The sequence below is a fragment of the Mesorhizobium sp. WSM4822 genome, from assembly GCF_055811155.1.
On the sequence record NZ_JBVVQM010000009.1, the window covers coordinates 95,447 to 118,452 of the forward strand.

Consider the following 23,006-nt stretch of genomic DNA (forward strand, 5'->3'; position numbering starts at 1 on the left):
GATGACGCCGCAGGACATCACCAAGCTGATCGTCCGGACTTCGATGAAGGATCGGGCCGCGTTCGATCTGCTTTACCGGCAGACCAGCGCGAAACTTTTTGGCGTCTGTCTTCGTGTATTGAACGACCGGGGAGATGCGGAAGAAGCGCTACAGGAAGTCTTCGTCAAGATATGGACGAAGGCGGATCGTTTTGCCGTCTCCGATCTAAGCCCGATCTCCTGGCTGGTGGCAATTGCGCGTAATCATGCGATCGATCGCATACGAGCGCGGCGCAGGCCTGCCGCCGACATCGATGCCGCGCTCGACGTGGCCGATCCGGCGCCGGGGCCTGAAGCGATGGCGGTGGCGGGAGACGAATCCGAACGTATCCACCATTGTCTCGATGAGTTGGAGAAGGACCGGGCAGCCGCCGTCCGGGGCGCCTATCTCAAGGGCGAGAGCTATGCCGAACTGGCGGAGCGCCATGGCGTGCCGCTGAACACGATGCGTACATGGCTGCGCCGCAGCCTGTTGAAACTCAGAGAATGTCTGGAAAGATGACGCTGGCAGAAGACACAGGACCGGAACGTGGAGGCGACGACCTGCTCGCCGCCGAATACGTTCTCGGCGTGCTCGATGCCGACGAACGCCAGATCGTCGCCCGCCGCATCGATGCGGATACGGTTTTTGCTCGTCTTGTCGAGGGATGGGAGGTCCGTCTCTCACCGCTGGCCGCCGCCTACCCGGAAATCGAGCCGCCGGTTTCGGTGAAGACCGCGGTCGACCGCCGGCTGTTCGCGAACGCTGCCGCCGTGACCACGCCCGCCGAATCGCGCGGCGGCCTGTGGTCCAGCCTCGCTTTCTGGCGCGGCCTTGCCGCGGCTGCGGTTGCGGCACTGGCGATTTACATTGCCGTGCCAGTCCTCAACCCGCCGGTCGAGGAGCCGCAGGCGCGCCTCGTCGCTTCGCTGGCCGCCGAAGGCAGCGACGTCAGATATCTTGCCGTCTACGACGCCGCGCATCACGAAGTCGGCCTGTCGCATGTCTCCGGTGAGCGTGCTTCCGGCAAGGACTTCGAGCTGTGGATGATCGAGGGCAAGAACCCGCCGGTCTCGATGGGCGTCATTCCGACCGGTGCTACGGCACATATCGTCGTCTCACCGGCGGCCCAGCAGAAGCTTGCCCAGGGCGCGGTGCTTGCCGTCAGCCTCGAGCCGTCAGGCGGTTCGCCGACCGGACAGCCGACCGGACCGGTGGTCGCCGCCGGCGACCTGAAGAGCATCTGACCGGCTCTTGGCGTCGCCAGACTCAAAATAGAGCACCTGAAGTGTATCTCCCACCTTCCACGCCCGTAGACAGCATGGTAGCCGGCAAGCCGTTGCGTGGCAAAATCTCTTCGGCATCCCGGGCAAAATAAAAAATAAGAATATTTCTGAAACTCCCGCACTTCTGTTCCGTATCTCCTCGCGTCCCCAAAAATGGGAAGAGAAAACCCGAGGAGTTTGACATCATGTGCAGATACGCCACCCTTTTGCTCGCCGGTACGATCGCCGTTTCGGCCCTTGCCACCGCCGCCTATGCCGAAAACCCGATGGTTGGCGGCGCCGCGATGTATGCTAACAAAAACATCGTCGAGAACGCCGTGAACTCGAAGGACCACACCACGCTGGTCGCCGCCGTTAAGGCCGCCGGCCTTGTCGAAACGCTGCAGGGCGCCGGTCCGTTCACCGTGTTCGCTCCGACCAACGAAGCCTTCGCGGCTCTTCCGGCCGGGACGGTCGAGACGCTGCTCAAGCCTGAAAACAAGGACAAGCTCACCAAGATCCTGACCTGCCATGTCATCGGCGCCAAGGCGATGGGGGCGGATGTCGCCGCGATGGCCAAGGCTGACGGCGGCGCCCACAAGGTCAAGACGGTCGGCGGCTGCGAGCTGTCGCTCAAGGCCGACGGCGGCAAGGTCACCGTCACCGACGAGAACGGCAATGTCGCCAATGTGACGATCGCCGATGTCGAACAGTCCAATGGCGTCATCCACGTCATCGACAAGGTTCTTTTGCCGAAGATGTAACAAGGGGATTGCTGCCGGCGAACTGGCAGCAAGGGCCCTCCGTCGATTGCACGATCCCGCTCCCGTGATCCGCAATTGACCCGCGCACTCCGCGCCGCCCATATTCGGATGTGGGAGGGCGCGGAGTGTTCGTTCGAGGGGGCTACCGTCACCGGCTTTTGATTTCCGCGCGGCGGTATAGTTTGGCAAAAGGACATCAGGAGGAACCGGTCATGAACCGTCGCGACTTTCTTTTGAGCGGTGCCGCCGCCATCGGCGTCGTCGGGGCCGCAGCAACGATGCTGCGCATGGGCGATCCGCAGGCAGCACAGGCCGCCGAAAAATTCGAAGTCACCAAGACCGACGCCGAGTGGAAAGCCATCCTGTCGCCGGCCGCCTTCGACGTGCTGCGCAAGGAAGGCACGGAGTATCCCGGCACCAGCCCGCTGCTCAACGAACACCGTAAGGGCATCTTCGCCTGTGCCGGCTGCGACCTGCCGGTCTATTCGTCGGAGACGAAATTCGATTCCGGCACCGGCTGGCCGAGCTTCTGGCAAGAGATCCCCAAGGCTATCGGCACGACCGTGGACCGCTCGCTCGGCATGACGCGCACCGAGGCGCATTGCCGCCGCTGCGGCGGCCATCTCGGCCACGTCTTCGACGACGGTCCAGCGCCGACCGGCCTGCGCCACTGCATCAACGGCGTCGCGCTGACCTTCAAGCCCGCCACAGCCTGACAAATTCCAACTGGATATGAAAAACTCCGGGCTTGCGGCCCGGAGTTTTTTGCGCGGTCAGAGCTTTTTCGGGCGTGGACTGGAGGAGCTTCCCGAAACAGCTGCCCACGTATCAATGGCCGCCGCCACCACCTCCACCCGCCGCCGCGGCCGGCTTGCGGATCAACATGGTGAACAGGCCAAGCGTCGCAAACAGCACCGTCAGCATGAAGAACACATCCATGAATGACAGCAGCGCCGCCTGCTGCTGGACCATGCCCGACAGCTTGGAGATGGCAGCACTTGTCGCATCCAGGCCGGGGGTTTGCTCGAAATTGAGCGTCATGTTCTGCAGCTTGGTCTGCGCGGCTTCACTGCCCCATTGCACATGCTCGGAGAGCCTTGCGTAGTGGAAGGCATTGCGGTCGATCAGCACGGTGTTGATCAGCGCGAGGCCAACCGCACCGCCAAGGTTGCGGGTGAGATTGAACAGGCCGGACGCATTCTTCAGCCGCTCGGGCGGCAAGGTGCCGAGCGCGATGTTGTTGATCGGCACCATGCACAGCATCATCGAACAGCCGCGCAGGATCTGCGGGATGAGCAGCTCGTTGAAATCCCAGTCGGCGGTCAGATGCGTCATCCACCAGGTGCCGGTGGCGAAGCCGAAGAAGCCGATCATCATCATCAGCCGCGGGTCCATCTTGTTCGACAGGATGCCCGAGATCGGCGCGGTGAAGAACATGGCCAGGCCGCTGACGAACAGCGCCTCGCCGATCATCATCGAATCGTAGCCACGGATGCGCCCGAGATACACCGGGTAGAGATAGGTCAGGCCGTAAAGGCCGATGCCGATGACGAAGGAAAACAGCGAGCCGAAGGCGAAGTTGATGTTGGTGAAGGCCTTCAGGTCGACGATCGGCTCCTCGGCGGTGAACACCCGCCAGAAGAACAGCACCGCGCCGATGGTCATGACAATGGCGCAGATGAAGACGCCCTGGTCCTGCAGCCAGTCATTGTTGGGGCCTTCCTCGAGCACATATTCCATGCAGCCCAGGAAAGCCGCCATGCCGGCGAGGCCCCACCAGTCGAACTTGCTGAACAGCTTGAGGTTGGGCTTGTCGAAGTCGATCAGCGTCCAGGCCGCCGCTGTCACCAGGATGCCGGGCACGACATTGACCAGGAACAGCCAGTGCCAGGACATGGCATGGCTGATATAGCCGCCGACAGTCGGGCCGATGGTCGGCGCCAACGTCGCCACCAGGCCGATCATCGGCGAGACGAAGGCGCGGCGCGAGGGCGGGAAGATGGTGAAGGCAGCGGCGAAGACGCTCGGTATCATGCCGCCGCCGATGAAGCCCTGGACGGCGCGGTAGACAATCATCTGGTCGATGTTGGTGGCAGTCGCCGCCAGCGCACTGGCCGCGGTGAAGCCCGCCGCCGAGATCGTGAACAGCACCCGCGTCGACAGCATCCGGCTGAGGAAGCCCGACAGCGGGATCATCACCACTTCGGCGATCAGATAGGCGGTCTGCACCCACGGGATTTCGTCGGAGCTGGCGCTCAGGCCGGCCTGGATTTCCGACAGCGAGGCGGAGACGATCTGGATATCGAGGATGGCCATAAACATGCCGAACACCATCGCCAGGAAGGCGATGACGCGCCGCGTCGAAATGGTGTCAGGCACAGCCGGCCTCGCCGGCGGCGCTCCTGCTGTCAGGGTTGCGGTTGCCATGGCATTGCTCCCGTCGCCGCTCAGTTCGCGGCCACTGGGCCCGACCCGGATGGGGCGGTGCGGCTGTCGACGTCGACGATGACGCTCAGGCCGGCGCGCAGTTTGCCGCTCTTCAGGACATCTGCGGGCACATCGATGCGGACCGGAACGCGCTGCACGACCTTGGTGAAGTTGCCGGTGGCGTTTTCGGGCGGCAGCAGCGAGAACACGGCACCCGAAGCCGGCGCCAGCGACGAGACGGTGCCCTCGAAGTCCTGGCCGTCGGTCGCATCGACCGAGATCTTCACCTTCTCTCCGGGCACCAGCCGGGCAAGCTGCGTCTCCTTGAAGTTGGCGACGATGTAGAGCTTGTCCATCGGCACGATGACGGCGAGCTTCTGGCCGGGGCTGACAAGGTCGCCCTGTTCGACCGAGCGGTTGCCGACGATGCCGTCATAAGGCGCCTTGAGCACGGTGAAGGAAAGATCGCGCAGCGCCTTGTCATGGCTGAGCTGCAGGGACGCCAGCGTGCTCGCCGATTCCGCGCGTTGCGCCTGCAGCACGCCGATATTGGCCTGCGCGGCGGCGATCTGTGCGTCGGCGCCGACAAGGGCGGCATCGGCCTGCTGGACCGCCGTCTGGGCGTCGTCCAGCTGCGCCTGCGTGCCGACATGGGTCTTGAGCAGTTGCGAGGCGCGCGCCGCGACCTTGGCCGCATTGTCGGCGGCGGCCTGGTCGGCGACCTTCTGCGCCTGCGCCTGCTGCAGCGAGGCGCGGGCCGCGTCGGTCTGGGCGTCGATACGGTCGAGCGTCTTGCTCAAAGTGGCGATCTGCGCCTCGGCCTGGGCGACGGCAATCTTGTAATCGCCGTCATCGACGACGAGCAGCGGATCGCCGGCCTTGACCAGCTGGTTCTCGCTGACCTTGACCTGATCGACATAGCCGGAAATCTTGGGCGAGATGAACGCCATGTCTGCCTGGACATAGGCATCGTCCGTGGAGATCATGAAGCGGCCCGTGGTCCAGTAATCGTAACCATACCAGGCGCCGGCGCCCAGCAAGGCGACGCCGATGATCGGCAGCAGGAAGGAACGCACCGAACGCTTCTTCTTGGCCGGAGCCTCTGCCGGTGGCGACGAGACCGGCTGGACAGGCACTTCCGGGGCTTCCGTCGCCGGCGCAACCTTGGCGTTGGGAAAGGGACGGACTTCGGCAGTGGTCGGCGCGTTCGAGGACATGACATCTCTCTAAAGTTATAATATAATACTGAACCGTTCGGTTCGATCCGGCCGTTGACATAGCGCGTAAACAGGACCATATCAAGGGCAATCGAACCGCTTGGTTCGAATTATTTTCGAGGTGTGACTTTCATGGCCGAGACCCCGTCCAATGTCGAAAACGAGTCGTGCGACGACCTGTTGGAAAGCTTGCGTCGTGGCCGCCCGGCAGCGGGGCAAGATCCGGTCAAGCGCAGCCAGATCATCGACGGCGCCCGTCGTGTCTTCATCGACAAGGGCTTCGAAGCCGCCTCGATGAACGACATCACCCGCGAGGCCGGTGTCTCCAAGGGTACGATCTACGTCTATTTCGCCAACAAGGAAGAGCTGTTCGAAGCGCTGATCGAGGAAGAGCGCGGCACCATCTTCAAGAACATGTATGACGTGCTGGACAATGCCGACAACCTGCGCGAGACGCTGGTGAAGTTCGGCAAGGTGCTGGCCCTCAAGATCACGTCGGCCAAGGTGATCCAGGCGCAGCGCACGGTGATCGGTGCATCCGACCGGATACCCGACATGGGCGCGCGGTTTTACGAGCGCGGTCCCAAGCGTGGCCACGACAAGGTCGCGGCCTTTCTCAATGCCGCCATCGAGCGCGACCTGCTGCGCATCGACGATGTCGATCTTGCCGCCTATCAGTTCACCGAACTGTGCCTGGCCGGTCTGTTCCGCCAGTGCATCTTCGCCTACCGCACCAAAGCCCCGAGCCAGGACGAGATCGACCGCATCGTCAGGTCAGGCGTCAGCATGTTCCTCAAGGCATACGGCACCGAAAGGCTTGTGGCGGAAGAAGGCCACCAGACGATTGCTATCGAGGCCAAGCCGTAGGCCATGCTCTAAGCTGTGGATGCTTAGCCGCCATTGGCGGCAAGCACGATGGCCGCCTGCAATTCCTGGAGGCCCTCGGCCTTTTCAGAAGAGGTGGCCAGCACGAACGGGAACGCCGCCGGCCGCTTCTTGATCTTTGCCAGCGTCTCCTCGATCAGCCTCGGCACGCCGGCAGTCTTGATCTTGTCGGTCTTGGTCAGCACGATCTGGTAGGACACCGCCGCCTTGTCGAGCAGCGACAGCACTTCGTCGTCCTTGGCCTTGATGCCGTGGCGGGCGTCGATCAGCACATAGACGCGCTTCAGCGTGACGCGGCCCTTGAGATAGTCGAAGACCAGCTTGGTCCACTCGTCGACCTTCTCCTTCGGCGCGGTGGCATAGCCATAGCCGGGCATGTCGACCAGCGCCAAGGGCGGCAGGTCGGCGCCCTCACCCGAAAATCCGTCCGGCACGAAATAGTTGAGCTCCTGCGTGCGCCCCGGCGTGTTGGAGGTGCGCGCCAGCCCCTTCTGGTTGACCAGCGCGTTGATCAGCGACGACTTGCCGACATTCGAGCGGCCGGCAAAGGCGATTTCCGGCGGCCCTTCAGGCGGCAGGAATTTCATGGCCGGCACGCCGCGGATGAAGATCCACCCCCGCGTAAACAGTTCGGTGCCGATTATGCTGCTGTTCAGAGCGTTCAAGCTGCTGCCTCCAGAAGAGAAATATCGGCGCCCCGGATAGCATCGAGGTTGCGACTGACCTTGTCCACCGGCCAGTCCCACCACGCCACCGCCAGCAGCCGCCTGATTGTCCGGTCGTCGAAACGCATCTTCACCACCTTGGCCGCATTGCCGGCGACGATCGCATAGGGCGGCACGTCGTGAGTCACCACCGATTTCGCGGCGATGATGGCGCCGTGGCCGATTTCCACCCCGGGCAAGATCACCGCCTCCATGCCGATCCAGACGTCGCTGCCGACAATGGTGTCGCCGCGCACTTCCTTCGACCACGTCGCCGGGTCAAAACCCTTTTCCCAGCCATGGCCAAAGATATTGAACGGATAGGTCGAAAAGCCGGACATGGCGTGGTTGGCGCCGTTCATGACGAAGCGCGCGCCCTCGGCGATGGCGCAGAACCTGCCGATGATCAGCTTGTCGCCGATGAACGGATAATGATGCAGGACGCATTTTTCGGCGAATTTGTCGGGGCCGTCCGGGTCGTCATAATAGGTGAAGTCGCCGATCTCGATGTTCGGCGCATTCACCAGTCCCTTGAGGAAGCCGACGCGGGTATGCATCGGGATCGGGTGCTTGATGTCTGGGTTGGGTCCGTCCATGTCGAAATCCGTCAGAGAAATGGCCGCCAGGCGCATCCGAAACTCGAATGCGCCCGTTCAAAATAGCGTGATCCGCCCTATAGCACCAATCGGGCGACGAGCGAGCTTTCCTTGACGGCCTTGCTCATTTGCCGCCGCGACAGATCACGATCGGATCGGACATTGCGCTGTCGAAACCGCTGCCCTGATAGACGGTGACGTTCGCCGCGCCGGGCGGCAGCATGAAGCTGCCTTCGACGATTTTCTGATCGCCGGCCGGCATGTGGAGAGCCCAGCTATAGGTGCAAAACTGAGGCGACGCCTGGGGTTCGACGTGGCTGCAGTTCAATTGCGCGCCACCCAGCATCGCGGCGCCGCCGCAGCTGACGGCGTCCTTTGCGAGCGCAATGCCGGGCCATCCCGCGATGGCCGCCACGGTCGCGATCTTCAGCCGATTCATCGTCGTATCCTCGCCCGGCAACGGCCTGCTACCTGAGCCTTTTTGTGGGTCGCAGCCCATGCGTCATTTTTTCCAGGCGGGCTTAGTCCGTCTTGCGCACCGCGTCCAGCGGGATTATGTGCATGATGATAATAAGCATGCTCACTAAAAGTTGCGCCGAAACTCCAGTACCTCCCATGCCATCGCCACCCAACATCAGCTTCGTGCTGCACGATGTCGCGCGCCTGCTTCGAAAGCGGTTCGAGCAGAGGTCGCGGGCATCGGGGCTGACCCGCGCCCAATGGCAGGTGCTGGCCTATCTCTGCCTGCATGAAGGCATCCACCAGAACAAATTGGCGGACCTTATCGAGATCACGCCGATCCCGCTCGCCCGGCTGCTCGATAAGATGGAGGCACGCGGCTTCATCGAGCGCCGGCCCAATCCCGCTGACCGCCGGGCATGGCTGCTTTACCTGAAGCCGCAAGCTCATCCGCTCATCGAAATCATGCGCAGCAATGGGCAGAAGACGCGGGACGAGGCCTTTGTCGGTCTTTCCGCGGATGCCCAGCTGCATCTGCTGCAAACCCTATCCCTCATCAAATCCAATCTGCTCGCGGCTTGCACCCAGCCTGCCGCCGACCGGGAGAAAACACATGGCTGAATCAACCTCACCAAAGAAGCCTGTCGAAGAAGACGGATCCTCCGCCGGCCGGGCGCACGACCAGATCATCCGACTGGACAGCGAACGCGAACAAAGGCGAGCCGGCACCCTCATCGGCAATGACGAACTCGAAGCACCGGTCGCCCTGGAGCCGGCGGCGCTCGAGGCGCCGTCCAAGGAGCCACGACAGGCCACGGTTACGGTGGCGCCGCCGGCGCCGGTCAAGCCCAAGCGCGGCCGGGCACGGCCGATCCTGTTTGCCCTGCTTCCGGTCGCGCTGGTCGTCGGCGGCTATTACTACGTCATCGGCGGCCAGGTCATGACGACCGACAATGCCTACATCCAGGCGCAGTCGCTCGGCGTTTCCACCGATGTCTCCGGCACTGTGTCCGAGATCGACGTGCACGAGAACGAGGCGGTGAAGAAGGACCAGGTGCTTTTCCGGCTGCGGCCGGCCTCTTTCGAAACCGCTCTTGCCGCCGCCCAGGCGCAGCTCGGCACGGTGCGCAACCAGGTGGTGACCCTGCAGGCGAGTTATCAGCAGTCGCAGGCGCTGATCGAGCAGGCGCAGGCCGACATCCCCTATTACGAGGCCGCGTTCCAGCGCCAGCAGGATCTGCTCAGGACTTCCACCTCCTCCAAGGCGACCTTCGACAGCGCCCAGCACGACCTCGTCGCCGCCCGCCAGAAAGTGTCCGTTGCCCAGGCGCAGGCACAGGCGACGCTTGCCCAGCTTGGCGGCGACGCCAGCCAGCCGGTGGAGAAGAACCCCTTCTACCTCCAGGCGCAGTCGGCGGTGGACGATGCCCAGCGCAATCTTGCCGATTCCATCGTCAAGGCGCCGTTCGACGGCATCGTCACCAATGTCGACGCGCTTCAGGTCGGCAAGTACCTGCCGGCTTCGCAGCCGGCCTTCAGCCTGATTTCGGTGACCGATCTGTGGATCGCGGCGGAGCCGAAGGAAACCGAACTGACCTATGTGCGGCCGGGACAGACGGGGACGATCAGCGTCGACAGCTATCCCGGCACCGTCTGGCACGGCACGGTCGCCTCGATCAGCCCGGCGTCGTCGTCGAGCTTCTCCTTGCTTCCGGCGCAGAACACCACCGGCAACTGGGTCAAGGTCGTGCAACGCATTCCGATGCGCGTGACGGTCGACGATCTCCAGGGCAAGCCACCGTTGCGTGGCGGGATGAGCGTCGTGGTCGGCATCGATACCGGTCATGCGCGCGGCTTGCCGGACTTCGTGACGGACCTGCTCGGCCGGTTCGGACAAAAGTCATGACCGGCGCGTCCGCGACAGGTGGCGTGGTCGCCAATCGCGGCGCCATCACCGCCTGCGTGATCCTGGCCGTGATCATGCAGGCGCTGGACACGACCATCGCCAATGTCGCGCTGCCCTATATCCAGGGCAGCGTTTCGGCGAGCGCCGACCAGATAAACTGGGTGCTGACGTCCTATATCGTCGCGGCGGCCGTCATGACTCCGCCTTCGGGCTATCTTGCCAATCGTTTCGGCCGCAAGCGCATCCTTTTGATATCCATCACCGGCTTCGTCGTCGCGTCGGTGCTGTGCGGCTTCGCGCAGTCGCTGCCGCAGATCGTCGGCTTCCGCCTGCTGCAAGGTCTGTTCGGCGCGGCCCTGGTTCCGCTGGCGCAGAGCATCCTGCTCGACATCTACAGCGTCGAGGAGCGCGGCTCGGCGATGGCGCTGTTCGGCGTTTCGGTGATGGTCGGGCCGGTGCTCGGGCCGGTCATCGGCGGCTGGCTCACCGAAAACGTCAGCTGGCGCTGGGTGTTCTACATCAATGTCCCGATCGGGGTCCTGGCTTTCGCCGGCGTCTCGATGTTCGTCCAGGAAACCAAGACGGACCTCAAGGCCAGGCTGGACTGGCTGGGCTTCGGCATGCTCAGCGTCACCATCGCATCGCTGCAGATGTTTCTTGATCGCGGCGAGCAGCTCAACTGGTTCTCGTCGTCCGAGATCATCGTCGAGGCGCTGATCTGCGCGTCGGCCTTCTACATCTTCCTCGTCCACACCTTCACCGCCAAAAACACATTCGTGAACCCGCGGTTGTTCCTCGACAGGAATTTCGCCGTCGGCATGATCTTCATCTTCATCATCGGCATCACCTATCTGGCCTCGTTGGCCCTGATGACGCCCTATCTGCAGACGTTGATGGGCTATCCGGTGGTGACGGCCGGCATCGTCATGGGGCCGCGCGGTCTCGGCACCATGGCTTGCATGTTCCTGGTCGGCAGGCTGATCGGCAAGGTGGACACGCGCTGGCTGCTGTTGACCGGCCTGCTGGTCACCGCCTGGGCGATGTACGACATGACCGGCTGGACCCCTGATGTGTCGCAATGGACGATCATCAGCACCGGCTTCATCCAGGGCGCTGGCCTGGGCTTCCTGTTCGTGCCGCTGACCACCATCACCTTCGCCACGCTGGCGCCGGAGCGGCGCGCGGAAGGCACAGGCCTTTACAATCTGTCGCGGAACATCGGCTCCAGCGTCGGCATATCCGTCGTCACCGCGCTGTTGACGGAGAACGTGCAGATCAACCACGCCAACATCGCCACCTATGTGACGCCTTACAACCAGGCTTTCAGCAATCCGGCCATCTTCCAGGCGATGGATCCCTACAGCGCCGCGGGCCGCGCCGCGCTCGACGGCGTGGTGACGCTGCAGGCGACAATCATCAGTTATATGAACGACTTCAAGCTGATGATGATCCTGTCGCTTGCCGCCATTCCGCTGGTTCTGTTGCTGCGCAAGCCGGCGACTCCGGCGAAGATCGACCACAGCGCCGTGATGGAGTGATGTTTTGGTCGAGGGCCTTTTGTTGAAGCAAGTTTCGAATGCGTCACTGTCGACAAAATGGAAATACAACGTATGGCGACGTCGTCGGCTGTCCCGTTGCACGTGATGCTAGGTTGCCCAAGTATCCAGCTGATTGAGGACGGCAATCGCCGGATACGATTTCCTGCCGGGATAACTTTGGCGGTAGTAGGCATTCCAATAGCTTGTCGCCTTAGCGCGTATTGCACGCATTACCTGCCGGTTCTGCCGGACGAAACTGGCGTAAGCTGTCTGATCGAAATACGGCATCGCCAAATGGATATCGTCGAGAATTTCGACGACGTACTCGCCTAAGAGAAGAACGATGAATGGAACCGTCCAAGGCTCGTTCAGCGGAAGGATAATTTTGGCTGATTTTTGCCTCAGATAACCGTCTGTCGAACGTGTCAGCAAGCACTGCGACCCCGGCGAAAAGCTAGCGAAATCGACAGCTACGGTCGGCAGAAAATGCAACCGATAGGGAATGTAGATGCTGATCCCATCAGATGTGAGATGCCTCGAGGTTGTTCGGTAAGTGTCGTCGACGATGGGAGTCAATTCCTCAGCAGCTATATCGCCAAGCGCTCCAACTCCGAAAGCTGACTTTGCGGCATTTGGGAAAGGCTTGCGTTGGGTAAACCAATCCACGTCGTGTTCCTAACAAGGCCACGAAATCGATATGCAGTCAGTATGTCACATCTGCGGGCGCTAGGTGAGCGTTGTCTCTCTACCCCTCAACCGCGTTGGCAGTCGCATCGCGACGCCACATTCCGGTGCGCGGCGGTCCGTGCCAGCTTACGGCTAACCGGCATCTCGGCTACCCGCTCCGTTCAGGTATTTGTTCTCTACGGTCTTCGGTCCATGAACCAAAAGAAACCGGGGGCCTGTGAGGGACAGGACCCCGGCCGATGCCGATACGACTTCCCAAGAAACATGGCACCTCGTCATGAGGTGGGGATGGCAGGCCCGAGAAAGCCCCGACGGACCTGCCTTGATCCCCTTTGCCGAAAGCCGTTACTTCGGCAACAGCACCTTGTTGACGACATGGATGACGCCGTTCGACTGGTTGACGTCGGCGATCGTCACTCGCGCCTCGCCGCCTGACTCATCCATGATGTAGAGCTTGCCCTTCTTGACTTCAGCGGTAAGCGTGTCACCGGAGACGGTTTTCATCTCGTACTTGCCGCCCATCGCTTTGGCCTTCTTCATCATTTCGGCGCCCGAAATCTTGCCTGCCACGACATGCGCGGTCAGCACCTTGGTGAGCTTGCCCTTGTTCTCCGGCTTCAGCAGCGTGTCGACGGTGCCCTTGGGCAGTTTCGCAAACGCCGCGTTAGTCGGGGCGAAGACTGTGAACGGGCCAGCGCCCTGCAGCGTGTCGACCAGGCCGGCGGCCTTGACCGCGGCGACCAGCGTCGTGTGGTCCTTCGAATTGACGGCGTTCTCGACGATGTTCTTGGTGGTGTACATCGGCGCGCCGCCGACATTCGGGTTTTTGGCATAGGCGGGCGCGGCAATCGCCACGCCGGCGACGAACGCGGAAAGGGCGATGGTCCTGAATGACGGCAAGCGCATATGGTCTTCCTCCGGGTGAGGGCTGATCGGAATTGATAGCCTTTGGAAACGCACAGGCAGTCACGCCGCCGGCGGGGCGCAAGTTTCGCCGATCACAGGAACGTGATGCCGAAAGCGGCTTGAACGAAAAAGCCCCGCGCGAGGCGGGGCTTTGAAGGCTGGAGAAAGCGCTGCGCCTTCTATTCGGCCGGTGATGGTTTCTTTCGGAACAGCGCGACCAGATTGTCCCACAGCTCGATCTTGGCGCCCTGGCGCTTCATGATGATGCCTTGCTGCAGGATCGACAGCGTGTTGTTCCAGGCCCAGTAGATGACCAGGCCGGCCGGGAAACCCGCCATCATGAAGGTGAAGATGACAGGCATCCAGGTGAAGATCGCCGCCTGCGTCGGGTCCGGCGGCGTCGGGTTCATGCGCATCTGCAGGAACATGGTGACGCCCATGATCAGTGGCCACACGCCGATCATCAGCATATGCGGCAGCGTGATCGGAATGAGGCCGAACAGGTTGAACAGCGATGTCGGATCGGGCGCGGCCAGATCCTGGATCCAGCCGAAGAACGGCGCATGACGCATCTCGATGGTGATGTAGAGCACCTTGTAGAGCGCGAAGAACACCGGGATCTGCAGCGCCACCGGCCAGCAGCCGGCGATCGGATTGATCTTCTCGGTCTTGTAGAGCTCCATCATCGCCTGCTGCTGCTTCATCTTGTCGTCCGCGTATTTCTCGCGGATCTCGAGCATTTTCGGCTGCACCTTCTTCATGTTCGCCATCGACGCGTAGGACTTGTTGGCGAGCGGGTAGAAGATGGCCTTGACGATGACGGTGGTGGCGAGGATGGCCAGACCGAAATTGCCGAAGAATTTGTAGAGCGTGTCGATCAGCCAGAACATCGGCTTGGTGATGAAGTGGAACCAGCCCCAGTCGATCAAAAGATCGAACCGCTTGATTTGACGGTCCTCTGCATAGGCGTTGATCTTGCCGACCTCCTTGGCGCCGGCGAAGATCTCGCTCTCCACCGTCGCCGATTGACCCGCGGCAACCGTTATCGGGTCGGTCAGGAAGTCGGACTGATAGCGGTGGCGGCCGTCCTCGAAAAAGGCGTAGCGCGGCTGGAACGGCTGCTTTTCGGTCGGCACGAGCGTCACCGCCCAGTATTTGTCGGTAATGCCCAACCAGCCGTCAGTCGACTTGCCCGGCGTGAACTGCTTGTCCGATTCGATGGACGCGTATTTGTGCTCCTGCAGGCCTTCGGTGCCGGTGAAGCCGATCAGGCCCTCATGCAGCACATAGGTGCTGGCAACGAGCGGCTTGTCGAAGCGGGTGACGCGGCCGTAATTGGACAGCGAGACGGCGGCCGTGCCCGCATTCTGCACCGTGTCGGACACCGTGAACATGTAATCGGTGTCGACGGAGAAGGTGCGCTTGAAGGTCAAGCCCTTGTCGTTCGAATAGGTCAGCGTGACCGGGGTTGTCGGCGTCAGCGTCGCATTGCCGTCGACGGTCCACACAGTCTCCGGACCGGGCACCGCGCCGGTCTTGTCGTTGCCGACGAAGCCGATCTCGGCATAATAGCCATTGGGCAGTGCCGCCGGGTTGAGCAGGCTGATCTCGGGCGAGTTCTTGTCGACCGTCTCGGTGTAGTGCTTGAGCTTGAGGTCGTCGAGGCGGGCGCCGGTCAGGTTGATCGAACCCTCGAGGCTCGGCGTGTCGATCTTCGCGCGGGTCGTCGTGGCGAGCGCCTGTTCGCGGCCGGCCGGCGTCACGGCGTCGGTACCCGGTGCATTCGGAATGGCGCCAGGTGCGGCGGGCGTTCCGGTGTCGGTACCGGCGGCCTTCTTCTGCTCCTCGATGCGCTGCTGTTCGACGCGGGCCGCCTCGCGCTGGGCTTCGCTGCGCGGCAACACGTAAAAATATTGCCATACCGCAAGGATCAGCACCGACAGCGCGATGGTGATGAAGAAGTTCCGGTTGTTTTCCATCGAAAGCCCTTGGCCTATCGTGTTCCGCGCAGTCGGCGGGAGAGTTCGGCCTTCAACTGGCCGAACGGAGTGGTAAGCACGTCTTCGCGCCCGACGATGACATAATCATTGCCAGGCGCCATGTCACTTGCAGCATGCGTACGGACGGCTTCTCGCAGCCGCCGCCGGACACGGTTGCGGACAACCGCATTGCCGACCTTCTTGGTGACGGTGTAGCCGACGCGCGGCGACAGGCCGTCGCCGCGGTCGAGAACTTCAACGAGAAAAAGCCGCCCGCGTCGTTTTTCACCACGACGGACAGCCAGGAATTCCGCGCGCTTCAGAAGCCGCTTGGGATTTGGTCCCACTGGCTTGCCGGTTGCGGGCAACGATCTCGTCTTCCGTTCAGGCGCTGAGCCGCTTGCGGCCGCGGTTGCGGCGAGCTGCGACGACGCCGCGACCACCCTTGGTGGCCATGCGGGCACGGAAGCCGTGCCGACGTTTGCGGACGAGTTTAGACGGTTGGTAGGTACGCTTCATTTGTTTTAATACCGCGGGGTGCGGCCCTTCTTGATTCTGTCACTGTGTAACAGGAGCTTTGCCGGGCCGGCTTTGGCGCGATCGAAACCGCGCCGGGACGAATGGCCCGAGCGTGTGCGGGCTTATAGAAAGAAGGCTTTTGGAAGTCAATCCGGAGTCGTCGGGCGCAATCCGGCTCCGTTCACGCCGGTTTATGTTTGCGACCAAGGATGAAATTGGCAAAAAAGCCGTAATCGCCTAATCTGCGTTGATCAAGTGATCGTGAAGACATTAGCCGCATGAGCGAAACCATACAAGCACAGGAAGGGATCGGCACGGCGGGGTCCACCGAGGCGCCGGCGGCCGTGCGCACGGTGCCGCTGTCGCGCGGCCTGTCGACCAAGCTGCTGCTGCTGACCATCGTCTTCGTGCTTCTGGCCGAAGTGCTGATCTTCCTGCCCTGGATCGCCAGCTACCGGCTGAACTGGCTTAAGGAACGGCTGAGCACGGCGGCTGCGGTGTCGATCGTGCTGGTGCAGGGTGAGCCCGCCTCGCTGTCGCGCACGGCCCAGAACGACGTGCTGATGGCGATCGGCGCCAAGGCGATCGCGGTGCGCGACGGCGGCGTCTCGCGGCTGCTGGTGGTGGCCGAAATGCCGCCGAAGGTCGACGCGCATATCGATATCGCCTCGATCGGCATGATCAAGGGCATGACCGGCGCGCTCGACACGTTGTTTTTCGGCGGCGACCGGATGCTGCGCGTCTTCGGTCCGGTCGGTGACTCGGACAAGGAGTTCGAGCTGATCATGCCCGACAACAGCCTGCGCAATGCGATGCTGCGCTATTCGCGCAACGTCGCCTTCGTCTCGCTGCTGATCTCGCTGTTCACCGCCATGCTGGTCTACGCCGCCATCGACCTGATCATGATCGGGCCGATCCGCACGATGACGCGCTCGATGCTGTCCTTCTCCGAGGCGCCCGACGATCCCGGACGGATCATCCATCCGGCTGCCCGCGCCGACGAGATCGGCGTTGCCGAGCGCGAGCTGTCGCAAATGCAGGAGCGGCTGCAAAAAATGCTCTCCGAGCAGAAGCATCTTGCCGACCTCGGCCTCGCGGTCTCCAAGATCAACCATGACATGCGCAACATCCTGGCCTCGGCGCAGCTGATGTCGGACCGCCTGCGCCAGGTCAAGGATCCGACCGTGCAGGCCTTCGCACCGAAACTGCTGCGCGCACTCGACCGTGCCGTGTCCTATTCCGAAGGCGTGCTTCACTACGGCCGCACGCAGGAGCCGCCGCCCGCGCGCCGCCGGCTCCGGCTGCGGCAGCTGGTCGAGGATGTGCAAGGCCTGCTCGACATCGAGCAAGGCATCGAGTTCGTCAATTCGGTCGAGCCGGCCTTCGAGGTCGATGCCGATTCCGACCAGCTGTTCAGGGTGCTCACCAATCTGTGCCGGAATTCCGTGCAGGCGATGGCGGCCGACAGCGAAAACGCCCTGGTGCGCCGCCTGGCGGTGTCGGCCGTGCGTCTGGGCAGCGTCAGCCGCATTGCCGTCAGCGACACCGGACCCGGCCTGCCGCCCAAGGCGCGGGAAAACCTGTTCGCGGCCTTTCGCGGCTCGGCGCGCAGCGGCGGCACCGGCCTTGGCCTGGCGATCGCGCACGAGCTGATCCGCGCGCATGGCGGCACGGTGGAACTGGTCGAGAGCATTGGCGGGCGCACCACATTCGCCGTCACCATCCCCGACCAGCCGGTCCGGCTCGACCAGGCGCGCAACGGCCTGCGCCGCCCCGCCTGACCGTTTAGGGCGCTGGGTCTCCAATGAGCAGGAACCGGCTCGACTTCGGACCGTTGCAAGCTGCCGGAATCCCCAGCGTTCATCGCCGGCCAAGGCACTTGTGACAAAACTTTTGCCGGATCGGCTTGCTTTTCCGAAATTCAGTCGCTAGGGAACACGTCTCGTCGCGACCGGTCGTTCACGATCGGATTGCGGGGTCATGGAAAGCATGGCCTGTTGCGCGCCCGTAGCTCAGCTGGATAGAGCACCAGACTACGAATCTGGGGGTCAGGAGTTCGAATCTCTTCGGGCGCGCCAATTAGATTTCAGAGAGAGCTACCTGCTTTGCGAAGCGCAGGCACGAAACGTCTGAACATGTCTCGTGGCACTTAGTCGGCATGCGTCGGAGTGCGCTTGGGCCTGACAAGTAGAGTAGCCCTTTCCACACCCCACCTATCCCACTTGCGACAAGTCTATTCAGGCATTTTTGAGTGTGTCGTCATTGGCTCTGTCGTTTGGGAGCCGGCCGCACGGCTGCCGCCGTCAGCTATCGCTATAGGCTGTGAATAAAATTCGCTAATAGCGAATTTTATTTGCACCAACCCCCGAATCAGATAGCTACCTTGGCGTCGAACGAAAAAAGGATAACCTTCATTCACTGAAGCCTCTAGGGGCTTCGCGGGAGGTGACAACCTCCTACACAATCTCCGGCGCACGCGAGTGGCGGGCGACGGGGGGCGGCACCGCGAAGGGCGATGCCGCCCGTACATGCAGGTGATGCGCTCCTGCCTACTTCTCTACGACCTCGAAGGAGCCGCCACAATTCCGTAGCGGTTGGTCAAGAGGAGGCCTTTATGAAAGGCAATGTCCACCAGGAGCGGCGACGGGCGAAACGGAAGGGATTTAACTGGGCCAAGTGCTTGGTGGGCCCGACCACTGTCCGAGTGCTGTTCGCAGCCATTGTCGGGATCACAAACGTGGTTGCGGCGTTGGTCAAGCTCTATAACACGCTCCGGGACTAGCCCGTTGCCCTGCATTGTACCCAGTAAGGAGCAGGAGATGTTAAACGAGGCTCTACGGCTGATTCGGGTTTTTCACGATATGAAACAAGCTGACGCTGCAAAGGCCCTAGGTGTGTCGCCATCCTACCTTTCTGAAGTTGAAACGGGCAAGAAAAAGCCAACCTTGGAGTTGGTCGAGAAATATGCGGAAACCTTTCGCATTCCTGCGTCTTCAATCCTGTATTTTTCTGAAAACATGGGACAGGCGCGGATCGTTGAGACGGCCCGTACGGCGGTCGCTGGTAAGATTATCAAGCTTATGCAATTTCTCGAAGCGAAAGCCGATCATCCGGATGTCGACTAGAAGGGTAACGCACGCCGTAGAGCAGTCCAGCCTGTTCCGTCTTGTTAGGCGTCGCCGCTTGGCTGAGCTTATTGGGTTGAGTGACGCACAACTCCGTTACGTGACGAAGTACGCTGACACTCTCTATCGAGAGTTTGATCAGCCCAAGAAAAACGGTTCGGGCGTTCGACATATTGAGGATCCAGATAAACTCCTAAAGCGTGCGCAAGCCAAGCTGGCAAAATTATTGTGCCGTATCACTCCGCCTGACTATCTGTTTTGCCCAGTGAAGCGTCGCTGCTATGTGACGAACGCGGCACAGCATAGAAATCACCGTGTCGTTCGCTCTCTCGACGTGCATAAGTTCTTTCCGAGCACCACGTCCCGGCGAGTGTTCTGGTTTTTCAATTCCGTAATGCATTGTGATCGAGCGATGGCCGGGACGCTTACCCGTCTCGCCTCCTATGGCGGACACCTTCCAACTGGAAGTCCTCTTAGTCCTATAATGGCCTACTTTGCTCACCTCGATATGTGGAATGAGATATCGGCGATTTGCTTGCGCGAGGGCCTAACTCTCACGGTATACATAGACGACGTAACTGTCTCAGGAGCGAGCGTTTCGGATCGTGTCATGTGGGACATCAAGCAAGCTATTGCCAGAGCCGGCCTGCAATATCATAAGGAAAAAGCCTACTTTGATCGCCCTGCGGAGGTGACCGGTGTGTTTGTTGCAGGAGGCAACATCTCCGTCCCTCACAAGCAATTTAAAAAGCTTCGGATTGGCCTCGAAGCCGTCAAAGCGCCTGGACTGCACCAATCTAAGAAAGCGCAGGAGAAGCTTGATGGTCTAAAGGGTCAGCTTGCTCAAATCCAAAAGGTTGCGCATTGCTTGGGTAGCGGGATTGCTGGCTGATCCCGATCGAGTTGATGCAGTGATCGCGCCTGCCAGAATCCGCGGACAAGTGGAAACCAGCGGAGCCTGATTTGACCATGTCTCCTACCAGCAAAAAGCGCGCACTTATCACCGGGGCCGGCGCGGCCGACGGCATCGGCTTTGCCATTGCCCGGCAGCTCAGCTATGCTGGCCATTCCGTTTTTCTCACCGGTGCCAGTGCGCGTGTGCTCGATCGCGCCGTTGGGCTCCGTGCAGAAGGCATCGATGCCAAGGCCGTGGTCGCCGATCTCACCATCGCTGCCGATGTCGCGCGGCTGCGGGCCGATGTCGGGGCGGTCGATATACTGGTCAACAATGCCGGCATGGGCTCGCTGGCATCGCCATCGGTCGACAAGGCGTTTCTCGCCATGACCGAGGCCGACTGGGACCAGGGGATCGACGTCAGCCTGAAGACGGCATTCCTCGTCACGAAGGCCTTTCTGCCGGCGATGGTCGAAGCGGGCTATGGGCGCATCGTCAATGTGGCGTCGGTCACCGGCCTGCTGGTGTCTTTCGAAGGCACGGCAGCCTATTCGGCCGCCAAGGCCGGCATGGCCGGCCTGACGCGCACGCTGGCGCTCGAAGTGGCGAAAAACGGCATCACCGTCAACGCCGTCGCTCCCGGCTGGATCGAAACGGGCTCGTCGAGCGAAATGGAGCGGCAAGCCGCCCTGCATACGCCGCCGGCGCGGGCCGGGCGGCCGGATGAAGTGGCCGCCGCGGTGGCATTCCTGGCCTCGGAAGGCGCCAGCTATGTCAATGGCGCGCTGCTGGTGGTCGACGGCGGCAACAGCCTTCAGGAGCGCAAGGGCTGAGAACTCTGCGGCTTCGCCGGAACGACCGGTGTTCATGATCGGACAGCGGGTCCGGGCTCTCACTACGTCGTGCGCCAACGCAGCTTCTATCGTCACCGTCGACTGCTCGATCTCACTTGACCTTCCAGCTGCTGGAACCCTTAGGGTCACGCGAGGTCTTCCGGCGGGCCTTTCATCGAGAGCAAGGAGCGGAGAAATGCATCGACGCGGATTTCTGACGGCAAGCCTGGCGACGGTTCCGGCGAGCCCGCGTGCGCTGGCGCAGACGAAGATGGACGATATGTCGATGCCCGGCATGGGCGGCCATGCCGGGCACGACATGGCCGCGATGGTGCAAGACGCGGTCACCCTGCCCGAAGGCCAGGCGTTGCGCGCCCTGCAGGTGCTTGCCAACGAAGCCGGCCGGCCGGGCCTGCTCAGGGCGAGGCTGACCGCGGAACCGGCCATTGCGAGGTTCGCCGAGGGGCGAGACACACCGATCCTCGCCTATAATGGCATCAGCCCGGGGCCGCTGATCGAGGCCTTCGAAGGCGACCGCGTCGAGATCACATTTGCCAACCGCATCGATAACGAGGTGAGCACCATCCACTGGCACGGCATGCCGGTGCCCGCCGACCAGGACGGCAGTCCGATGGATCCGGTTGCGGCGGGCACCGAGCGCGTTTATGCCTTCGAGCTGCCGGAAGGCTCCGCAGGCTCCTATTGGTACCACCCGCACCCGCACGGCAAGACGGCAGAGCAGGTCTATCGGGGTCTTGCCGGCGCCTTCGTCGTCAAGGCCAAGGCCGATCCCATCCCGGCCGAATATGGCGACACGGTGCTGGTGTTCACCGACCTCAGACTTGCCGCCGATGGCTCGATACCGAGCAACAGCATGAGCGATCTGATGAACGGCCGCGTTGGCGACCACGTGCTGGTCAACGGCCAGAAGAATCCCAGGCTCTCGGTGGCAAAGGGCGCCAAGCGACGCCTGCGCCTCTACAACGCCACCAACGCACGGTTCCTGAAGCTTGCCTTCGACGGCGCGACGATAACAGTCATCGGGACGGATGGCGGGCTGCTCGCGGCGCCGGTGGCGGCGGACGAGATCCTGCTCAGCCCGGGCGAACGCCTCGAGTTGGTCGCATCCTTCGACAGGCCCGGCCCCATCACGCTCGATACGCTCGGCTACGACCGTGGCTGGATGGGTCCCGGCCGCCCGGCCGATGCGGGGCTGACGCTGCTGACGGTCGATGTCTCGGAGAACGAAGCCGAGGCGGTGCCGCAGCTGCCGGCGCGGCTGCGGCCGATCGCACCGTTCGCCGACCCTGTCCTCAGCCGGCGGCTCGTTTTAACGGAGACCATGGCGATGAAACCCACCGGCATGGAGATGGGCTTCCTGATCAACGGCAAGGCCTTCGACATGGGACGCGTCGACTTCGTCGCCAGGGCCGGCGAGATCGAGCTCTGGGAGATAGTCAACCAGGCCGACATGGACCATCCCTTTCACGTCCACGGTACGCAATTCCAGGTCGTCGAACACGAGCGCGACGGCGCGGTGTCCAAGCCGCCCTATCTCGCATGGAAGGACACGGTGAACGTCGCCCGCGGCGAGACGGTGCGGCTCCTGCTGCGCCAGGATAGGCCGGGGCAGCGCATGTATCACTGCCACATCCTCGAGCACGAGCAGCTCGGCATGATGGGCGTGCTCGATGTCATGGCATGAAGTTCGGCATCGCGTTCGGAGCGGTGGTGCTGGCGCTGGCCGGTTCGCTGAGCCTCTCCTCGCCGCAGGCGGTCGCCTCCAGTGATGAGATCGTGGCCGCACGCCAGGCCTCGATGAAGGCTATGGCGGCGGCAGCGAAAACCATCGCCGAGATGTTCGGCGGCAAGCGCGCCTACGACGCCGCCAGCTTCAAGGCGGCGGCGGAGGCGCTCAGCGCCCGTACCGGACCCGCCCTGATGGCTGAATTCCCGGCGGGCACGCTGGGCGCGCCGTCGGGCGCCAAAGCGGAAATCGATCAGGCGCGGTCGGAGTTCGAGGCGCTCGCCAGTCACATTGGCGAACTCGCCGATGCATTGGCAGCCAAGGCCGAAACCGCGCCTGCCCGGATCACCGGGGACATGCGCATGGGCGCGATGACGTCAATGGACGGGGGCAGTCTGCTCGGCAAGCGGCTGAAGACAACGGAGGCGGATCCGGCCGGATTGCCGGCGGAGCATCTTCTGCACCTTATCCTCCAGGATTGCTCAAGCTGCCATTCCAAGTTTCGGCAAAAGGTGAAGTGAGAACCGGCGATCAC

The 23,006-nt window shown here is 62.3% G+C and carries 24 protein-coding genes and 1 tRNA gene; 15 read left to right on the forward strand and 10 right to left on the reverse strand.

Annotated elements, in window-relative coordinates; genetic code table 11:
• Position 1: 1 nt before the first annotated feature.
• The 4 genes from AC0L3E_RS21125 to msrB all read left to right on the forward strand — a co-directional run bounded on the left by AC0L3E_RS21125 (position 2) and on the right by msrB (position 2,764).
• Entirely contained in the window at positions 2-541 is a 540-nt protein-coding gene (locus AC0L3E_RS21125; RefSeq protein ID WP_127267227.1) for a sigma-70 family RNA polymerase sigma factor, read from the forward strand.
• A complete protein-coding gene (locus AC0L3E_RS21130; protein WP_127267218.1) occupies positions 538-1,266 on the forward strand; it encodes an anti-sigma factor in 729 nt (242 codons plus the stop codon). Before AC0L3E_RS21125 ends, AC0L3E_RS21130 begins: the two co-directional genes overlap by 4 nt.
• 224 nt (positions 1,267-1,490) lie before the next feature.
• On the forward strand, positions 1,491-2,048 hold the full coding sequence (locus AC0L3E_RS21135) for a fasciclin domain-containing protein (protein ID WP_473605548.1): 558 nt from the start codon (positions 1,491-1,493) through the stop codon (positions 2,046-2,048).
• Between the two features lie 212 nt (positions 2,049-2,260).
• Positions 2,261-2,764: a peptide-methionine (R)-S-oxide reductase MsrB gene (gene msrB / locus AC0L3E_RS21140; protein ID WP_127267220.1), complete on the forward strand. Its 504-nt coding sequence runs from the start codon at positions 2,261-2,263 to the stop codon at positions 2,762-2,764.
• A 112-nt stretch (positions 2,765-2,876) separates the two neighbouring features.
• On the opposite strand, the gene AC0L3E_RS21145 is transcribed toward msrB, so the two are convergent.
• Together AC0L3E_RS21145 and AC0L3E_RS21150 are read right to left on the reverse strand one after the other, a co-directional pair.
• Entirely contained in the window at positions 2,877-4,475 is a 1,599-nt protein-coding gene (locus tag AC0L3E_RS21145; protein WP_127267221.1) for a DHA2 family efflux MFS transporter permease subunit, read from the reverse strand.
• A gap of 20 nt (positions 4,476-4,495) precedes the next feature.
• A complete protein-coding gene (locus AC0L3E_RS21150; RefSeq protein WP_473602095.1) occupies positions 4,496-5,692 on the reverse strand; it encodes an HlyD family secretion protein in 1,197 nt (398 codons plus the stop codon).
• A 132-nt stretch (positions 5,693-5,824) separates the two neighbouring features.
• On the opposite strand from AC0L3E_RS21150, the gene AC0L3E_RS21155 reads away from it, so the two are divergent.
• Positions 5,825-6,559 (forward strand): TetR/AcrR family transcriptional regulator, encoded by a 735-nt coding sequence (locus AC0L3E_RS21155; protein WP_473605549.1) that lies wholly within the window; start codon positions 5,825-5,827, stop codon positions 6,557-6,559.
• Between the two features lie 23 nt (positions 6,560-6,582).
• On the opposite strand, the gene yihA is transcribed toward AC0L3E_RS21155, so the two are convergent.
• The 3 genes from yihA to AC0L3E_RS21170 form a co-directional block, all read right to left on the reverse strand.
• A complete protein-coding gene (yihA, locus tag AC0L3E_RS21160; RefSeq protein WP_024502094.1) occupies positions 6,583-7,242 on the reverse strand; it encodes a ribosome biogenesis GTP-binding protein YihA/YsxC in 660 nt (219 codons plus the stop codon).
• Positions 7,239-7,877, reverse strand: coding sequence for a CatB-related O-acetyltransferase (locus AC0L3E_RS21165; protein ID WP_164898497.1), 639 nt, complete (start codon positions 7,875-7,877; stop codon positions 7,239-7,241). The genes yihA and AC0L3E_RS21165 overlap by 4 nt, the downstream gene beginning before the upstream one ends.
• Positions 7,878-8,001: 124 nt before the next feature.
• Complete coding sequence (locus AC0L3E_RS21170; RefSeq protein ID WP_473605550.1) at positions 8,002-8,316, reverse strand: peptidase associated/transthyretin-like domain-containing protein; 315 nt, start codon at positions 8,314-8,316, stop codon at positions 8,002-8,004.
• Positions 8,317-8,492: 176 nt separating this feature from the next.
• Here AC0L3E_RS21170 and AC0L3E_RS21175 point away from each other — a divergent pair, with 176 nt between their 5' ends.
• The 3 genes from AC0L3E_RS21175 to AC0L3E_RS21185 are packed head-to-tail and all read left to right on the forward strand — an operon-like array spanning position 8,493 to position 11,780.
• On the forward strand, positions 8,493-8,957 hold the full coding sequence (locus tag AC0L3E_RS21175; protein WP_473605608.1) for a MarR family winged helix-turn-helix transcriptional regulator: 465 nt from the start codon (positions 8,493-8,495) through the stop codon (positions 8,955-8,957).
• Positions 8,950-10,242 (forward strand): HlyD family secretion protein, encoded by a 1,293-nt coding sequence (locus AC0L3E_RS21180; RefSeq protein WP_473605551.1) that lies wholly within the window; start codon positions 8,950-8,952, stop codon positions 10,240-10,242. The genes AC0L3E_RS21175 and AC0L3E_RS21180 overlap by 8 nt, the downstream gene beginning before the upstream one ends.
• Positions 10,239-11,780 carry a DHA2 family efflux MFS transporter permease subunit gene (locus AC0L3E_RS21185; protein ID WP_127328109.1) on the forward strand — a complete coding sequence of 514 codons (1,542 nt, stop codon included), beginning with the start codon at positions 10,239-10,241 and terminating at the stop codon, positions 11,778-11,780. Before AC0L3E_RS21180 ends, AC0L3E_RS21185 begins: the two co-directional genes overlap by 4 nt.
• Positions 11,781-11,888: 108 nt before the next feature.
• Here AC0L3E_RS21185 and AC0L3E_RS21190 read toward each other — a convergent pair whose 3' ends face one another.
• From AC0L3E_RS21190 to rpmH, 5 genes are all read right to left on the reverse strand, one after another.
• Positions 11,889-12,446: a hypothetical protein gene (locus tag AC0L3E_RS21190; protein ID WP_128307415.1), complete on the reverse strand. Its 558-nt coding sequence runs from the start codon at positions 12,444-12,446 to the stop codon at positions 11,889-11,891.
• Between the two features lie 366 nt (positions 12,447-12,812).
• On the reverse strand, positions 12,813-13,373 hold the full coding sequence (locus AC0L3E_RS21195; RefSeq protein ID WP_127271417.1) for a fasciclin domain-containing protein: 561 nt from the start codon (positions 13,371-13,373) through the stop codon (positions 12,813-12,815).
• Between the two features lie 179 nt (positions 13,374-13,552).
• On the reverse strand, positions 13,553-15,352 hold the full coding sequence (gene yidC, locus AC0L3E_RS21200; protein WP_127270245.1) for a membrane protein insertase YidC: 1,800 nt from the start codon (positions 15,350-15,352) through the stop codon (positions 13,553-13,555).
• A 14-nt stretch (positions 15,353-15,366) separates the two neighbouring features.
• The gene (gene rnpA / locus AC0L3E_RS21205; protein WP_027040126.1) at positions 15,367-15,720 is read right to left on the reverse strand and encodes a ribonuclease P protein component; all 354 of its coding nucleotides are present in this window, start codon (positions 15,718-15,720) and stop codon (positions 15,367-15,369) included.
• Positions 15,721-15,736: 16 nt separating this feature from the next.
• Positions 15,737-15,871: a 50S ribosomal protein L34 gene (rpmH, locus tag AC0L3E_RS21210; RefSeq protein WP_008833937.1), complete on the reverse strand. Its 135-nt coding sequence runs from the start codon at positions 15,869-15,871 to the stop codon at positions 15,737-15,739.
• 278 nt (positions 15,872-16,149) lie between these two features.
• On the opposite strand from rpmH, the gene AC0L3E_RS21215 reads away from it, so the two are divergent.
• The 7 genes from AC0L3E_RS21215 to AC0L3E_RS21245 all read left to right on the forward strand — a co-directional run bounded on the left by AC0L3E_RS21215 (position 16,150) and on the right by AC0L3E_RS21245 (position 22,992).
• Positions 16,150-17,652, forward strand: coding sequence for an ATP-binding protein (locus AC0L3E_RS21215; protein ID WP_473605552.1), 1,503 nt, complete (start codon positions 16,150-16,152; stop codon positions 17,650-17,652).
• 220 nt (positions 17,653-17,872) lie between these two features.
• A tRNA-Arg gene (locus AC0L3E_RS21220) sits at positions 17,873-17,949 on the forward strand.
• Positions 17,950-18,690: 741 nt separating this feature from the next.
• Positions 18,691-18,996 carry a helix-turn-helix transcriptional regulator gene (locus tag AC0L3E_RS21225; protein WP_473605553.1) on the forward strand — a complete coding sequence of 102 codons (306 nt, stop codon included), beginning with the start codon at positions 18,691-18,693 and terminating at the stop codon, positions 18,994-18,996.
• A complete protein-coding gene (locus tag AC0L3E_RS21230; protein ID WP_473605554.1) occupies positions 18,986-19,888 on the forward strand; it encodes a reverse transcriptase family protein in 903 nt (300 codons plus the stop codon). The genes AC0L3E_RS21225 and AC0L3E_RS21230 overlap by 11 nt, the downstream gene beginning before the upstream one ends.
• A 77-nt stretch (positions 19,889-19,965) precedes the next feature.
• A complete protein-coding gene (locus AC0L3E_RS21235) occupies positions 19,966-20,724 on the forward strand; it encodes an SDR family NAD(P)-dependent oxidoreductase (protein ID WP_473605609.1) in 759 nt (252 codons plus the stop codon).
• A gap of 196 nt (positions 20,725-20,920) precedes the next feature.
• A complete protein-coding gene (locus tag AC0L3E_RS21240) occupies positions 20,921-22,429 on the forward strand; it encodes a multicopper oxidase family protein (protein ID WP_473605555.1) in 1,509 nt (502 codons plus the stop codon).
• Between the two features lie 26 nt (positions 22,430-22,455).
• Positions 22,456-22,992 carry a cytochrome c gene (locus AC0L3E_RS21245; RefSeq protein ID WP_473605556.1) on the forward strand — a complete coding sequence of 179 codons (537 nt, stop codon included), beginning with the start codon at positions 22,456-22,458 and terminating at the stop codon, positions 22,990-22,992.
• The last annotated feature ends 14 nt before the right edge of the window (positions 22,993-23,006 follow it).